Origin of the sequence: Lysinibacillus antri, assembly GCF_003977595.1 — a bacterium.
GTDB classification, from domain to species: Bacteria; Bacillota; Bacilli; order Bacillales_A; family Planococcaceae; genus Ureibacillus; species Ureibacillus antri.
Map to the genome: position 1 here is coordinate 89,472 of NZ_RYYR01000014.1, position 15,313 is coordinate 104,784.

Here is a 15,313-nt window from a genome sequence, read left to right on the forward strand (position 1 = left end):
CTCAAAGCGAGTTACTCACTCACTTTGAGAGTAGCTTCTTCTTTTATTTAGCCAATAAAAAAATAGACCTAAACACAATTTTTACATTTAGTGTTTAGGTCTTTTTCATTTAGCTCTCTTTTTATACAGAAGCCACTTCCATCTTACCAAAGTATGCTTCTTGTACTTTCGGATCATTTAATAATTCTTTTGCTGTTCCAGAAATAACGATTTGACCATGAGCTAATACACAACCACGATCCGCTACCTTTAAAGCAGCCTTTACATTTTGTTCTACTAAAATAATCGTTGCACCACGTTCATCGCAAAGTTTTCTTAATATCTGCATAATATCCTTTACAATTAAAGGTGCTAATCCTAAGGAAGGTTCATCTAGCATTAGTACTTTAGGGTTTGCCATTAATCCCCTACCAATTGCCAACATTTGCTGCTCTCCACCAGATAATAATCCACCTGGGCGATTTAACATCGACTTTAAACGCGGAAATAGTTCTAATACTTCTTCATAATCATGATGGACAGTTTTATGGTCGCGACGATATCGATGGTAAGCTCCTAGCATTAGATTATCTTTTACAGTAAGGGAAGAGAAAATTTGGCGCCGCTCTGGTACTAAACAAATACCGGTCGATACCATTTTTTGAACGCCCTGCTTTGTAATCACTTTATCCTTGTATTCAATTGAACCATCACTCGCTCTGTAAACACCTGCTAAAGTGCCCAGCAATGTACTTTTTCCAGCACCATTTGAGCCTACGATGGCTAACAGTTCTCCTTGTGCTAATTCAAAGTTAATACCTTTTATCACATGTAAATAACCATGATGGATGTGCAAGTTCGAAACTTTAAGCATAAGCTTCAACACCTTCTTCCTCTTCATCCCCTAAGTAAGCAGCTACAACTTGAGGATTTTGATAGATTTCTTCTGGCGTTCCTTCACCAATTTTAACCCCATTATCAATTACGACAATTCGATCGGAAATGGACATAACCGTTTCCATGTCGTGTTCAACGAATAAAAATGTCATTCCCTGTTCTCTCATTTTTAAAATCACTTCAACAAGTTGCCTTGATTCTTCTGAATTTAGACCTGCCATTGGTTCATCTAATAAAATTAATTTAGGATTAGAAATTGCAGCACGAGCAATCTCTAACAGACGTTGACTTCCATAAGGTAATCGGTCTGCCAGTTCATACGCTAGGTGACTAATCCCTACCGCTTCTAATGCTTCCATTGATCTTTCCATTATTCTAATCTCTTCTTTTTTTACATTAGGCAAACGTAAACCTGCAGTTAATATATTTGTCTTCATCGTAATATGCGCACCCGTCATAACATTTTCAATGACCGTCATATTATCAAAAACTTCTAGATTTTGAAAAGTACGTGTAATACCCAGTTGAGCAATTTGATATGGCTTTTTCCGAGTTAAGCGCTTTTCCTGAAAATAAACATTACCCGAAGAACTCGGCAATACACCTGTAATCATATTAAAAAGTGTCGATTTCCCAGCACCATTTGGACCAATTACGGCAAAAATCTCACCTTCATCTACAGCAAAAGAGACATTATCAACGGCAACAACACCACCAAAAACTTTTGTTAAATTTTCAACACTTAAAATCGGTCTTTTGTCGTTCATTTGTTGTCTCCTCCCGTTGCATTTGCTGAAATTGATTGAAGGGTACTATTGGCAGATGGTTTTCTCTTAAATTTAGACACTATTTTTTCAAATTGAGGTACTAATCCATTAGGCATATAGATTAGCATTAATACTAACAATATTCCAAAGAATACAATCTCGAACTCCCCACCGACATTTGGTAAAAGTAAGGGTACATAATGCTTTAGAAGCTCATCTAATAATACATAGATAGCAGCTCCTACAATGGAACCCCATATATTTCCTTTACCACCTATAATGACCATTATTAAAAAGAAAATAGAGGTATTTGCGACAAATAGATCTGGGTTAATAAACGAAACATAATGTGCAAGGAATGATCCTGCTACCGAAGCAAAAATAGCACTTAATACAAACATTTGTAGTTTATAACTCATTAAATTTACACCTACTGCATCAGCAGCAATTTCACTACCTTCAATAGACCTTAAACCTCGCCCAATACGCGAATGGATAATATTACGCATAAACAAAATAGCCAAAAATACAACTATCCAAATTAAATAAAAGTAACTGATATCTGTTATGAATTCAAATCCAAAGAGACTAATAGATGGAATTCCAAAGAAACCATTTGAGCCTCCAGTTATTGAACTTAACTCTTTAAATAAGGTAAAGACAATGATACCAAATCCAAGAGTAGCAAGCGCTAAATAGTAACCCTTTAGCTTAAATGTTGGTATTCCGACGATTAAAGCTACAATTGCTGAAATGACTGCACCTATAATAATTGCTAACCATGGATTCAAACCATATGTGCCTGTTAATACTGCTGAAGAATACGCCCCAATACCATAAAATGCTGCATGCCCTAAAGAAATTTGTCCTGCATATCCAGTTAACGTTGTAAGCCCAATACATACAAGTGCATAAAACCCAACCATTGTTAAAATAGAGAATACATAATTCGATGAAGTAACTAAAGGAATACACAACAACACAGCAAAGAAGATCATGGGACCCAAAAGGCTATTATTATAAATCTTGTTCAAGCTTTTACTGTTCATTACTGTATCCCCCTATACACGTTTTCCTGAAGCTTTTGCGAAAAGCCCTTCTGGTTTAATAAACAAAATTAGCAACAACATTGAAAACGTTACAACATCCTTTAACCCTGAAGACCATAGACCTTCTGTAAATGCTTCAATAATTCCAATTAAAAATGCTCCTGCAATTGCTGCTGGTGCGTTTGTTAATCCACCGATGACAGCTGCTACGAAGGCTTTGATACCAAGCATCATCCCCATATCATAAGTAGCCCCTGAAATAGGTGCAATAACTGATCCAGCTAATGCTCCGATACCCGCACTTACAATAACCGCTAGTAATGACATCTTCTCAGGATTAATACCCATTAAACGTGCTGCAAATGGATTTACAACACAAGCCGTTAGTGATTTACCGACAAATGTGAAGTTAAAGAAGTACATCATAATAATTAAGATGACAATTGAAATACCAACAGCCCAAATGTTTTGTGGCAATAAGACTGCATCGAGAATATTAATTGGTGTATTGTCAGTAAACGAAGGTAATGTTTGTACTTGTGTACCCCAAATAAGTATCGCTAAACCACGCAGGGCAATTGACACCCCAATTGTAATAATGATTAATGTTGTGACAGACGATTTTCGAGCAGTATGAATGGCTGTTCTCTCAAAAATCCCTCCGATAGCAGCAACAATAATAATACTAAGAATAACGGCTAACCATAAAGGCACATTCATATTCACAAATGATATGCTGATGAGTGCTCCTAACATCGCAAACTCGCCCTGGGCAAAATTTAATATTCCGGTAACGTTATAAATTACAACAAATCCAACTGCTATGAGTGCATAAATTGCCCCAAGTGTTAGCCCAGAAAACAGTAGTTGTAACATTTGTGATAATAATTCCATACTAGGATCCTCCCTCTTAAGAAAAGCGGAGAACGCCCGCTTAGCTCCGACAACAACTGGAGCAAACCACAAGAGGGAGCTTTTGGCCCTCGTAGGGGTTTTCGAAGTTGTCGAGGAGCTGGCGTTCGCAGCTAGACACTGTTCTAACTTGAAAATTTATACTTTTATTTATTGAAAAATAATGAGCATTGGATAAAACTTCAATGCTCATTAAGTCATTACATATTATTTTTCAAGAACCCATTCACCTGCTTGAATGCGTACCATTTCAAAGCTATCTGAAGATAGACCCATATGATTGTCAGGAGTGATATTAAATACGCCTGTAATACCGACATACTCACCTAACTCATTTTCAATGTAGTCACGAATAGCTGCACGGTCAGTTCCCTTTTCTTCAATTGCTTTTACTGCAATGTTGAAACCATCTGCTGCGTAAGAACCAAACGTACTTGCTGGCTTGTTATACTTTTCTGTATATTGTTTGATGTAATCTAATAACACTGCTTTTTGTGGATTTGAATCTTCTAAACTATCTGCAATTAATAATTTTCCAGTAGGTAAAATAACATCATTCGCTGCATCTCCAGCTACTTCAATAAATTGCTTTGTTGCAATTCCATGACTTGCTAAGATTGGCATTTCAAGAGCTAATTCACGAATGTTTTTAACCACTACTGCTGATTCTTGAACTGTTCCCCATACAATGATTGCATCAGGGTTTTCCTTTTTCACACGAGTAAGTAGAGGTTTAGCATCTTTTACAGTTGCTTCAAACTCATCTTCTATTACTGCTTCTACACCATATTCTGCTGCATATTTTTTGAACTCATCATGTCCACCTGTACCATATGAGTTTGCTACGTTTAACCATGCCACTTTCGTTAAGTTTTTATCTTTTAAATATTGTAGAATACGTTCAACTGCTAACTGATCATCTTGTGGCATTTTGAATACCCATTTACGTGCTTTGCCATTTTCGTCAACATAAACTTGTTTACTTGCTGCAAGCGCAATGTATGGTGTTTCGTATTGCTCTGCAAGTGGTAACATAGCAAGAGCATTCCCACTAATTGTTCCACCAATTACGATTGTTGCTTCATCTTGCGTAAGCGCCTTTTTCATAGATAAAATCGCTTGGTTTTGATCTGATTTATCGTCATATGTGATAAATTCTATTTGTTTCCCATTAATGCCGCCTTCAGCATTCTTTGCTTCTACTAACATTTTAAATGTTTCTAATTCTGGCTCCCCTAATGCAGCAGCTCCACCAGATGAAGAGAAGATCCCAACCATTTTGATTGGCTCGCCTCCACCACTTGGTTCTGATTTTGCTGAATCATCTGAGGAAGGTTCTGTTGTTGTTTCTTTTGTAGTTTCTGGTTCCGATGAGCTACATGCAGCTAAAAATAGCATTGTCATCAGTAAGAATAGAGTAAATAATACCTTCTTCACTAAAAACACCCCTTATTTCTCTAATTTTTTGTGTAAACAATTTTACCGGCCCCTTTTTCCAGAAAAATTATCTACTTAATTATAAGTTGTTACTTAGTACTACCAATAAGCACCCTTTATACTTTTATATTGATAATCACTATGTAACAGTTAGCGTCAAATTACAAATATCGTACATTTCTAAGAAATAATCTATAAAAATGTAGATAATATTCTAATAACGCTAGCTTATTTAGAAGATTAACACGATTCTCTTAATTTTTTAAATACTTTAAAAATTTGTTTTCACACGTAATATATACAAAAAAAGTATAAGGTATTATTATCGGTACATAAAATTTAGTTACATTCAATTTGATTACAAAACATAAATTCGCAATTTCCACTTAACAATCAAAGTCAAAACCCTTTAAATTTCAAGCATTTATTAAATTTCAAATACTATTTTTATGTAGATGTAGAGAATATCACATATAAATTACAGAAAAAAAACTACTAACAAAAAAATGTTATATTCTAAAATGACAAAAGTTGTGTTATTATACATAATAAATATGGAAAATTCAGAATTCTGTAATTAAATTATATAGATTAGGAGGAAAATGGATGGACTTAAGACAACTAAAGTACTTCGTTACAATTGTGGAAGAGGGTCAAATTACAAAGGCTGCAAAAAGGCTCCATATGGCACAACCTCCACTTAGTTATCAACTCAAACTCATTGAATCCGAGCTCGGTTGTAAACTATTTGATCGCAATGGACGTAATTTGTCGCTTACGGAATCTGGACGTATTCTCTATGAAAAAAGTAAATCTTTACTTTCTACTTTTGAGGAAACCATGTCGGAGGTAAAAGAAGTAGGTAAAGGCGTAAAAGGATTACTTTCAATTGGTGTTGATCAAACCTGTCAGTCTTATATTGTTGAAAAAATTATATCAATGAGAAGGCAATTTCCAGATTTGTGTTTTAAAATAAACGAGGGTGATACCTTCACATTAACGGAAAAGTTAGATAAAAAAGAAATTGATGTCGCGATCATCCAACATCCAATTGAAGACGAACGTTTTGATTTTATGTCTTTATTACCAGAGCAGTATGTTCTCATAACACCTGAAAAATGGCCATTAGAAAGTCCTGTTGCATTTAAAAGTTTAAAAGATACCCCTTTCCTGTCTTTTTATCGCCATCGTAATTGTAATACATTTAAAATTATTAATGATGAGTTTAGGCGTCACGGTTTTCTACCCAATATTATTTGTGATTGTATTGATTTAGCAATGATCGTGTCACTTGTTAGAGAAGGTTTAGGTGTTACGATTTTACCCCGTACAAGCCTAAATAAATTTAGTATAAATGGCATTAAAATACTCGAGTTTGCTGATTGTAATATTCAATCAAAAGCTACAATCATTTGGAAAAAAGATCGATATTTATCCAAAACGGTCCGTAACTTTATCCACCTGTTTAATGAAAGTAATGCTATTGAAATAGATAAAATGTTTGTTTCTTTATAGATGTAATAATTATTGATAGATTAAACGTCTTCTTTTCGGGGCTCTCTACTCATATACGTTCTAAATCTCACACTTTGGACAGCCCCTTTTTCATACAAAATAAAAAGCACATATGAAGATGAACCCATCTACATACATGCTAAAATAAACGTTCTTTGTAATTTTAATTATGCTTACTCATTTCTTCAATTTGTCGACGTTGTTCAGCCAAGACCTGTTCAACTTGTAATGTTTGTGCCGCTTCTTTTTCCTCTTGCATTCGCAAACTCTCAGCCGCTTCGTACTTTTTATATCCAATCCGCGCAATAACGATACTAACTTCATACAAAATAAATAAAGGAATTGCAATCAGTAAGTTTGAAATCAAGTCTGGAGGTGCTAAGAACACCGCTAATACAAACAAAACAAAATATGAGTACTTTCGGAATTTTACCATTAGCTGTGGATTTAAAATCCCTAATCGTGCTAAGAATAACATGACAACTGGCAACTGAAAAATGACGCCAAATGGAACAACTAACTTAAATAAAAATGAAAAATATTCATTAATTCCTATCGTTTGTTCGATTTCAAGATCATTTGACAGCTTCATCATGAAATTCATCACATTCGGAAATAAAATGAAGTAGCCGAATGCTAGTCCACCGATAAACAAAAGAAATGAATAAGGGATATATTTTAACGTTGCTTTACGTTCTGTTTCATGTAAACCAGGTGTAATAAATGCCCACAACTGATAAAGAAGAATTGGCGACGTAATTACTAATGCAACGACAAACGTTACTTCTAAATAAACCGTAAGCGGGTCCCCTACATTAAAAGCATTTAATGTAATTTTCTCAGCTTCTCCACTATGTTGGATATACTTAATGATTGGCTCCGCTACATAAAAGCTTCCTATTAACGCAACCACAAAAAATGCAGCGCAAATAAATAGCCGCTTTCGTAATTCTTCTATATGCTCTATAACAGTGAGTTCTCTTGGATTCATATTAATGAGACATCCCTAACTTACTTGTTTTCGTCTTTATGCTCAATAACTTTCTTTTTGTCATCATCATCGTCATCAATTAACCCTTTAGTACCCTTTTTAAACTCCCGAAGTGTTGAGCCAAACGCCTTTCCAAGCTCCGGTAATTTTTTTGGTCCGAAGATTAATAATGCTACTATCCCAATAATAACTAGGCTCACTGGTCCAATTGCATTTAAATGCACAACCACGATAGCCACCTCCTCTATTATGTACATTTTAACGCATCTTGTCGTAATTTGCTAATAGATAATGTGAACACTTTTCGTCAGTCCCTATTTCTTATTAAATAGATCAAGGCTTCTAGTTCAACAGATAAATCGATGTTCATTAACTTCATAGAATCCGGTACATTTAGACGTACTGGCGTAAAATTTAAAATTCCTTTTGCATTAATTGCAGCAAGACGATCTGTCATCATTTGAGCAGAGCGAGTGGAAACAGTTAAAATGGCAAGTTCCGCGTTATACTCATGATACATTTCTTCAAGTCGATCAGGGTGATAAACAGGAATATCATTAATAACCATTCCCTCTTGAGGTGCTTTTGAGTCAAAGGCTACAACAATTCTAGTATTGTGAGTCTTCTGAAAATTATATTTCAAAAAAGCGTTCCCTAGGTTCCCCACACCAATTAGAGCTACATTTGCTCCTTCATCTTGGTCAAGTGTTTGTCTAAAGAATTCTAGTAAGTATAAAACATCATATCCATATCCCTTTTTACCAAGTGCTCCAAAATAAGAAAAGTCTCGTCGGATTGTTGCTGAATCTATTTTAATTGCTTCACTTAATTCTTGTGAAGAAATTCTCCTTTTCCCCTCATTTGCAAAGTTTTGCAAAAAACGATAGTACAATGGTAGTCTCTTTGTTGTTGCCTGTGGTATTTTCAATTCGTTTTTCACTTAATGTCCCCCTATCAAATTGCCCGATAACGAATTGGTCATTTTATCTTTATTACTTATGATAAAACTTTTTTTGGAAATCGTCTTCATATTACTAAACATGTTGAAATAAGTAAAGTCTCCTCATTGCGTACATTTTCCCCTTCTATTACACTTATTATAGCGAAACTGAGGTGTAAAAAATGATTGTCTTACAAGTAAATCAATTATATAAATCTTTTGTGACAGATGAAATACTAAGTGGTGTTAAATTAGAGGTTCAACATCGAGATCGTGTTGCCTTAGTTGGCCGGAATGGAGCCGGAAAATCCACCCTACTTAAAATTATCGCAGGTCAAATGTCTTATGACTCAGGCGAGATCATTATTCCGAAAGATGTAAAATTAGGCTATTTAGAACAACATGCGGGTTTAGAATCTTCCTTAACCATCTGGGACGAAATAATGACAATATTTGAACCGTTGCGTAATCAAGAAAAAACACTGCGCGAACTGGAACAAAAAATGGCCGATCCTTCTGTTTATGAAAATACCGATCTTTATAGTCGAGTAATGGCTGAATATGACCAGCTACAACATGACTTTAAAGATGCAGGTGGATATCAATACGAAGCGGATACACGTTCTGTTCTTCATGGAATGCAATTTTATCCAGCCGACTATCATAAACCGATCGCTTCCCTTTCTGGTGGTCAGCGGACTCGCTTAGCACTTGCAAAGCTTCTCTTAAGTAAACCAGACCTGCTCATTTTAGATGAACCGACAAACCATCTTGATATTGAAACACTAAGTTGGCTTGAAAATTATTTAAAAGGCTATGATGGAGCGATTTTAATCGTTTCCCATGATCGTTATTTTCTTGATCAAGTCGTTTCCATTGTGTATGAAGTTTCTCGTACCCATGTATCAAAATATGTTGGGAATTATAGTGCCTATTTAGATGAAAAGGCGAAAAATTATGAACGTGATTTAAAACTGTATGAACGAGAACAAGATGAAAAGGCAAAATTAGAAGCTTTTATTCAAAAAAATATTGCTAGAGCCTCTACTACGAAAATGGCCCAAAGCCGACGTAAAGTTCTAGAACGAACACAATGGATGGACGCTCCAGATGGCGATGAACAATCAGCAAACTTTGGTTTTACCATTAATCGTCAAAGTGGTAATGATGTTCTTTCCGTGGACAATCTCACAATTGGCTACGAAGGAAGAACAATTTCGACAAATATATCTATGCGCCTGTTCCGTGAAGACCGCATTGCTTTAGTTGGCCCAAATGGTGTAGGTAAATCTACTTTGTTAAAAACGATTGTAAAGGACCTGCCTACTATCCAGGGAGACATTCGTTATGGTACCAACGTTCAAATCGGTTACTATGACCAGGAGCAAGCAAAATTAACAGGGAATAAATCCGTCCTACAAGAATTATGGGATGAATGGCCATTGATGAATGAAAAAGATATCCGTACCGTTTTAGGTCGCTTTCTTTTCAGCGGTGATGATGTTTCGAAACCTGTTAACTCATTATCTGGGGGAGAAAAAGCTCGTCTGGCATTAGCCAAATTAATGATGCAAAAAGCAAATTTACTTGTTCTTGACGAGCCAACGAACCATCTTGATTTAGATAGTAAAGAAGTGTTAGAAAATGCCTTAATTGATTATCCAGGAACTTTATTATTCGTTTCCCATGATCGCTACTTTATTAATCGAATTGCCACAAAAGTTGTCGAACTATCTGGTACGGGTTCCTTTGAATATTTAGGTGACTATGATTATTACGTAGAGAAAAAACAAGAGCTTCAAGAATTAGCAGAAATGAAAGCTGCAGCTGCACAAAAAAGTGAACAAGCACCTACTACTTCAAAGCCATCTACTTCTCAAATAGATAAAGATGCGAAAAAGCGGGAAAGACAAATTCGACGTACAATTGAAGAATTAGAAAAGAATATGTCCGTTTTATCAGAGCGAATTACGATTATTGAAGAACAATTATGTGATCCGAATATTTTCCGCGACCATGAAAAAGTCATGGAGCTCCAAAAGGAATTAGACACGGTCAAAACAAACCATGATGAATTAGAAATGGAATGGCTTGAATTAAATGAAGAACTTGAGGATATTCTTTCTTAGAACAGGGAACTTAAAAGGCTGTCCAGAAAGTATTACTTTCTGAACAGCTATGCTTCTAATGATATAATTTCGCTAAAAATCTGTGCTCTTACGGTAGTAACAATAAATTGTCACTATCTCCGTCGCATAGGAGACGTTCGAAAATCAATTTTCGGATGTCTCCTTTTTTATTATTCGTGGATATTTTACATATATCTTGGTCAATAGACAAATTTCAATAAAAAAGCTCCACAATTTTATTCACACTAAAAATCAAGGTATACCAACATATCAACACACTTTTCCACATTATCCACATCAAAAAGTAAAATTATCCACATTCAAATGTTAAAATAGTAACACTATATATAGTTTTACCACAGGTTATCAACAACTTATCCCCAAATTGTGCATAAGTACGAATGTTCGTCTTGACAATTTACAAAAAATATAGTTGACCTGTGGATAAGTTTTCAGAAAAATTGTACAAAAAAAGGATTGTTAATAACCTAGCATTTTTTCGACAAAAATGAGGTTGAATAAGTATGTTAGTTTTTCAGTAAGAAAGTTCCGAAAATGCCCTACTAATTCTGCTATAAAAAAGAGGTTCAGTACACGACTGAACCCCCTAAATCTTTACTTAATCCAATTTATTAATTCTTTCCCTGGTACGCCATTCATCGCTAAATTTCCTCGCACTCCAGCCTCATACATATATGTAGCAGCCGCTCCAATCATTGCTGCATTATCTGTACACAGTTTTAATGGTGGTACAATAAACGAGATTCCTTCACGATTAAAGGCTTGTTCTAGGCTTGTTCGTAACCCTTTATTGGCAGAGACTCCACCTGCCGCAATAACTTGTTTTACGTTATATTCACGTGCTGCCCTTACTGTTTTTGTCGTTAACACTTCAACAACACTATCTTGAAACCCTTTCGCTACTTGTTCCGGTATTATTTCTTCTCCACGTTGATCCATATTATGTTTATAATTTATAACTGCTGATTTTAACCCGCTAAAACTAAAGTCATAGGAATCCTCTAACCAAGCTCTAGGAAATTCTACAGCTTCTTTTGCTTCATGAGCTAACCGATCAATATGTGGACCACCCGGATAAGGCATGTTTAATACGCGTGCTACTTTGTCATAGGCCTCTCCAGCTGCATCATCTCTTGTTTCCCCAATTACTTCAAAACTCCCATGCTCTTTCATTAACACTAATTCTGTATGTCCTCCTGATACCACAAGAGCAAGTAGCGGAAACTCCATCGGCTGAACAAGAGCATTGGCATAAATATGACCAGCAATATGATGGACACCAATAATCGGTAAATTGTGTACAAAAGCAAAGGCTTTCGCTGCATTAATGCCTATTAATAGAGCACCTACCAATCCTGGTCCTTCAGTAACTGCAACTGCTGTTAAATCATTAGGTTGCATGTTCGCTATTTTTAAAGCTTCTTCAATAACAAGTGTAATTTGTTCAACATGATGACGTGAAGCAATTTCTGGAACCACACCACCAAATCGCTTTTGACTTTCGATTTGCGACGCTACTACGTTTGACACAATCTCTGAACCGTTGCGAATAATGGCAGCAGCAGTTTCGTCACAACTTGTTTCGATTGCTAATATATATATATCCTTCATTATAAGTTCACCCACATTACAAGAGCATCCTCTTGATTATCTGTATAATATCCTTTACGTATGCCACCATCATTAAATCCGAGCTTACGATAAAGGTTTTGTGCAACAATATTTGATACACGTACTTCTAAACTCATAACCTCTACTTCATGAGCCTTTGCAAGCATCATTGCTTCTCTCATCAATCCTTCGCCAATTCCTTGTCCTCTCGCAGACTCAACAACTGCAACATTTGTTATTTGCGCAGAGTCCAAAACAATCCACATCCCACAAAATCCAATAAGGCTTCCCTCATCTGTTTGCGCAACAAGATAATGGGCATGCTGATTTTCCCTCATCTCGTAATGAAAAGAATCGAGTGTCCAAGGTGTTGGAAAAGACGCTACTTCAATTTTATGTACAGCATCTACATCACCTGCTGTCATTTTACGATAATACACCATTCTATTGATTTCCTTTCTTTTGTTCCTTTATCCATTCAGCTTCTGCTTGCGCAATACGATGATATTTTGGAACAAAAGTATGCACATCTTCAATAGTTGGCATTGGTTGATCTTCCGCTAAAGCGATTAATTTTGAAGCTCTAGGTAAATGATGCGAACTATTTGCAAAGTAAGCTCGATCCCCTAACTGTTCAATAATTTTGTCTTTAAAGTTTTCAACATCCAGTCCAACGAACAGAATAGGTTCTTTCGTTTGATCTAACCGAAGTAATAATTCATCGATGGAGCCATGATGTTCTTCGATGATCTTCTCTAATTGTAGCCCCTTATATGCTGCTGCATAAACATTTTGTCTACGTGCATCAAATAACGGACAAATGATTCCATTAAATAGTTGGCCATTCGCTGCAAGTACCTTTAAGCTAGATACACCCACAACTGGTATTTTTAATGTCCACGCTAGGGTTTTAGCAATTGTTACTCCGATACGAAGACCCGTATACGACCCAGGTCCTTCTGCTACAGCAATTGCATCAATCTCTTCAGATCGAATATTGACTTTCTTTAAAAGCTCCTCAATCGTTGGCATAACCGTTACCGAATGCGTTTGCTTTATATTTTGCACTATTTCAGCAAGCACTTGTCCATCTTTGACAACGGCAACCGACAGAGGTGCATTGGATGTTTCAATTCCTAACCAAATCATTTCACTAACTCCTCACACAATCGTTCATACTGCTTCCCAATTGGTTTTAAAATAAATTTCCTTTTCGTATCATCTACTCGATATATTTCAATCGCTAGTCGTTCATCTGGTAAATATTCTTCTATTAAATGTGCCCACTCTACAACCGTTACTGCATTCCCATAAAAAATTTCATCCCAACCAAGATCTTCATCACTATCTGCTAGTCGATAAACATCCAAATGATTAAATGGAAGTCTGCCTTCATATTGCTTCATAATTGTAAAAGTTGGACTATTTACTGTTCTTGTTATGCCAAGACCTTTTGCTAGCGCTTGAGTAAAAGTTGTTTTTCCAGCCCCAAGATCACCTTCAAGAGTAATTGTATTTTGTTCATTAAGGAGATTCGCTAATTCTAGCGCCAATCGTTGTGTATCTTCTAAGGACATAATGTCAATTTCATATTCCATACTCACTGTTCCTCTCACTGTTCACTTCACATAATTTTAGTTTACCTAAACAATGAGAAATGTTCAAAATGTATTACCTATTCCGAACAATAAAAAGCACAACATAGTTACCTTAACTAGGACCACCTGTAATTATAGGAGTGGCATTAGTACATGTTGTGCTTTTATTGCTATTCAAATAGATAAATCATTTCACTAGCTTGAATCATACGTAATTCATCTACCCAATCAAAACCATCCTCAGAAATACAATTTCCCCATTCTTTCGAGTCCCAGGTCAAGGTCATTGAGAAAATAAAACAATAATTGCTGCTACGACAATAAAGAGAATAACCAATAAATTTCTACGATAGCGTTGTCGACGAAATTTCATCAAACCACCTCTAGAAAAGACATTACTATTACTATATTTATGTAATATCTCATACATGTGACTTTACTCTATATGAATATTTTTATTTAATTGAATCAATTTCATAAAACACATTTTTTAAAATCGACTGTTATATAAGGTATAGCTGCTTTCCGTTTCAGGCGATCCGCGGTGTTTCTTCCAACTTACATTAATTCCATCTATTGTGAGTTTACAAGCCTTATAAATAAGCGTCACTAATTCAAAATGAAGCATTTTGGGTTATGTTACTGTATGTTTAAGAAGATGCGGTAGCGTTTAGTTCTTAACAAAAATAATTATAGGAGTAGAAGGGGAGATTATGAAATAGTTATGAAAGCCACTTGAAGTGATTTTTCCATCAATTTTGTCCTTCATTGGGGCTATGAAACCCACTTCGACCAATTTTTCATCGAGTTTTGTCTTTCATCATGCTTATGAAGACCACTTCAACTAATTTTTCTCGAGGTTTTGTCCTTCATCGAGCTTATGAAGACCACTTCAATCGACTTTTCCTGTGCTTTTGTCCTTCATTCGATATTTATGAATAGGAAGCTTCTGATCGAATCCTTATACGAGAAATCCGGAATGTAGTCAAAATAAAGGTTCGTGACTACGCAAGCGCGTATTCACCATAGATTTAACTGTCACTTTTAAAATCCCATTTTTTCTCTACTCTCTAAAAAATCAATTCCATAAGGTACTGGAAAAAGATGTTGACAAATACTGAGCAGTTCCAATTATTCAAAGTTCTTTTATTTTCTGCACAAAAAATAAAAGAACACGACTATCTAAGTCGCGTTCTTAATGTGCCTAGCAACGTCCTACTCTCACAGGGGGAAGCCCCCAACTACCATCGGCGCTAAAGAGCTTAACTTCCGTGTTCGGTATGGGAACGGGTGTGACCTCTTTGCCATCATCACTAGACTATTTAGTTGAGAGTTCGTTCTCTCAAAACTGGATAAAGACATTGATTGCGTATTCAAGATTTGGTTAAGTCCTCGATCGATTAGTATTCGTCAGCTCCATGTGTCACCACACTTCCACCTCGAACCTATCTACCTCATCGTCTTTGA

14 protein-coding genes and 2 rRNA genes are annotated in these 15,313 nt (G+C 35.8%); 2 read left to right on the top strand and 14 right to left on the bottom strand.

Features of this window, described 5'->3' with window-relative positions; translation table 11 throughout:
* Positions 1-121: 121 nt before the first annotated feature.
* The 5 genes from EK386_RS11770 to EK386_RS11790 form a co-directional block, all read right to left on the bottom strand.
* A complete protein-coding gene (locus EK386_RS11770) occupies positions 122-853 on the bottom strand; it encodes an ABC transporter ATP-binding protein (protein WP_126659365.1) in 732 nt (243 codons plus the stop codon).
* On the bottom strand, positions 846-1,643 hold the full coding sequence (locus tag EK386_RS11775; RefSeq protein ID WP_126659366.1) for an ABC transporter ATP-binding protein: 798 nt from the start codon (positions 1,641-1,643) through the stop codon (positions 846-848). The genes EK386_RS11770 and EK386_RS11775 overlap by 8 nt, the downstream gene beginning before the upstream one ends.
* The gene (locus EK386_RS11780; protein WP_439331232.1) at positions 1,640-2,641 is read right to left on the bottom strand and encodes a branched-chain amino acid ABC transporter permease; all 1,002 of its coding nucleotides are present in this window, start codon (positions 2,639-2,641) and stop codon (positions 1,640-1,642) included. The genes EK386_RS11775 and EK386_RS11780 overlap by 4 nt, the downstream gene beginning before the upstream one ends.
* A 63-nt stretch (positions 2,642-2,704) precedes the next feature.
* A complete protein-coding gene (locus EK386_RS11785) occupies positions 2,705-3,586 on the bottom strand; it encodes a branched-chain amino acid ABC transporter permease (RefSeq protein ID WP_126659368.1) in 882 nt (293 codons plus the stop codon).
* Positions 3,587-3,811: 225 nt separating this feature from the next.
* On the bottom strand, positions 3,812-5,041 hold the full coding sequence (locus EK386_RS11790) for an ABC transporter substrate-binding protein (protein WP_126659369.1): 1,230 nt from the start codon (positions 5,039-5,041) through the stop codon (positions 3,812-3,814).
* A 606-nt stretch (positions 5,042-5,647) separates the two neighbouring features.
* Here EK386_RS11790 and EK386_RS11795 point away from each other — a divergent pair.
* Complete coding sequence (locus EK386_RS11795) at positions 5,648-6,556, top strand: LysR family transcriptional regulator (RefSeq protein WP_126659370.1); 909 nt, start codon at positions 5,648-5,650, stop codon at positions 6,554-6,556.
* A gap of 163 nt (positions 6,557-6,719) precedes the next feature.
* On the opposite strand, the gene tatC is transcribed toward EK386_RS11795, so the two are convergent.
* Genes tatC through EK386_RS11810 form a run of 3 tightly spaced genes read right to left on the bottom strand, consistent with a single transcriptional unit; the run spans position 6,720 to position 8,487 of the window.
* Positions 6,720-7,547: a twin-arginine translocase subunit TatC gene (gene tatC, locus EK386_RS11800; protein ID WP_126659371.1), complete on the bottom strand. Its 828-nt coding sequence runs from the start codon at positions 7,545-7,547 to the stop codon at positions 6,720-6,722.
* Positions 7,548-7,567: 20 nt separating this feature from the next.
* Complete coding sequence (locus EK386_RS11805) at positions 7,568-7,804, bottom strand: twin-arginine translocase TatA/TatE family subunit (protein ID WP_126659372.1); 237 nt, start codon at positions 7,802-7,804, stop codon at positions 7,568-7,570.
* A 50-nt stretch (positions 7,805-7,854) separates the two neighbouring features.
* Positions 7,855-8,487, bottom strand: coding sequence for a redox-sensing transcriptional repressor Rex (locus EK386_RS11810; protein ID WP_126659373.1), 633 nt, complete (start codon positions 8,485-8,487; stop codon positions 7,855-7,857).
* 182 nt (positions 8,488-8,669) lie between these two features.
* Here EK386_RS11810 and EK386_RS11815 point away from each other — a divergent pair, with 182 nt between their 5' ends.
* Positions 8,670-10,616 carry an ABC transporter ATP-binding protein gene (locus tag EK386_RS11815; protein ID WP_126659374.1) on the top strand — a complete coding sequence of 649 codons (1,947 nt, stop codon included), beginning with the start codon at positions 8,670-8,672 and terminating at the stop codon, positions 10,614-10,616.
* Between the two features lie 615 nt (positions 10,617-11,231).
* On the opposite strand, the gene tsaD is transcribed toward EK386_RS11815, so the two are convergent.
* The 6 genes from tsaD to EK386_RS11845 form a co-directional block, all read right to left on the bottom strand.
* Entirely contained in the window at positions 11,232-12,248 is a 1,017-nt protein-coding gene (tsaD, locus tag EK386_RS11820; RefSeq protein ID WP_126659375.1) for a tRNA (adenosine(37)-N6)-threonylcarbamoyltransferase complex transferase subunit TsaD, read from the bottom strand.
* Positions 12,248-12,691: a ribosomal protein S18-alanine N-acetyltransferase gene (gene rimI, locus EK386_RS11825; RefSeq protein WP_126659376.1), complete on the bottom strand. Its 444-nt coding sequence runs from the start codon at positions 12,689-12,691 to the stop codon at positions 12,248-12,250. The genes tsaD and rimI overlap by 1 nt, the downstream gene beginning before the upstream one ends.
* Position 12,692: 1 nt before the next feature.
* On the bottom strand, positions 12,693-13,397 hold the full coding sequence (gene tsaB, locus EK386_RS11830) for a tRNA (adenosine(37)-N6)-threonylcarbamoyltransferase complex dimerization subunit type 1 TsaB (RefSeq protein ID WP_126659377.1): 705 nt from the start codon (positions 13,395-13,397) through the stop codon (positions 12,693-12,695).
* Positions 13,394-13,846, bottom strand: coding sequence for a tRNA (adenosine(37)-N6)-threonylcarbamoyltransferase complex ATPase subunit type 1 TsaE (gene tsaE, locus EK386_RS11835; RefSeq protein WP_126659378.1), 453 nt, complete (start codon positions 13,844-13,846; stop codon positions 13,394-13,396). The genes tsaB and tsaE overlap by 4 nt, the downstream gene beginning before the upstream one ends.
* A gap of 1,202 nt (positions 13,847-15,048) precedes the next feature.
* Positions 15,049-15,164 (bottom strand): 5S ribosomal RNA (gene rrf, locus EK386_RS11840).
* 62 nt (positions 15,165-15,226) lie between these two features.
* A 23S ribosomal RNA gene (locus EK386_RS11845) occupies positions 15,227-15,313 on the bottom strand; the annotation flags it as partial.

Excerpts from the sequence above, each read along its gene's own strand:
- rimI (WP_126659376.1), bottom strand. The coding sequence starts at position 12,691 with ATGGTGTATTATCGTAAAATGACAGCAGGTGATGTAGATGCTGTACAT.
- tatC (WP_126659371.1), bottom strand. The coding sequence starts at position 7,547 with ATGAATCCAAGAGAACTCACTGTTATAGAGCATATAGAAGAATTACGA.
- EK386_RS11775 (WP_126659366.1), bottom strand. The coding sequence starts at position 1,643 with ATGAACGACAAAAGACCGATTTTAAGTGTTGAAAATTTAACAAAAGTT.
- tsaD (WP_126659375.1), bottom strand. The coding sequence starts at position 12,248 with ATGAAGGATATATATATATTAGCAATCGAAACAAGTTGTGACGAAACT.
- EK386_RS11815 (WP_126659374.1), top strand. The coding sequence starts at position 8,670 with ATGATTGTCTTACAAGTAAATCAATTATATAAATCTTTTGTGACAGAT.
- tsaB (WP_126659377.1), bottom strand. The coding sequence starts at position 13,397 with ATGATTTGGTTAGGAATTGAAACATCCAATGCACCTCTGTCGGTTGCC.
- tsaE (WP_126659378.1), bottom strand. The coding sequence starts at position 13,846 with ATGGAATATGAAATTGACATTATGTCCTTAGAAGATACACAACGATTG.
- EK386_RS11770 (WP_126659365.1), bottom strand. The coding sequence starts at position 853 with ATGCTTAAAGTTTCGAACTTGCACATCCATCATGGTTATTTACATGTG.
- EK386_RS11795 (WP_126659370.1), top strand. The coding sequence starts at position 5,648 with ATGGACTTAAGACAACTAAAGTACTTCGTTACAATTGTGGAAGAGGGT.
- EK386_RS11785 (WP_126659368.1), bottom strand. The coding sequence starts at position 3,586 with ATGGAATTATTATCACAAATGTTACAACTACTGTTTTCTGGGCTAACA.
- EK386_RS11780 (WP_439331232.1), bottom strand. The coding sequence starts at position 2,641 with ATGATCTTCTTTGCTGTGTTGTTGTGTATTCCTTTAGTTACTTCATCG.
- EK386_RS11805 (WP_126659372.1), bottom strand. The coding sequence starts at position 7,804 with ATGTACATAATAGAGGAGGTGGCTATCGTGGTTGTGCATTTAAATGCA.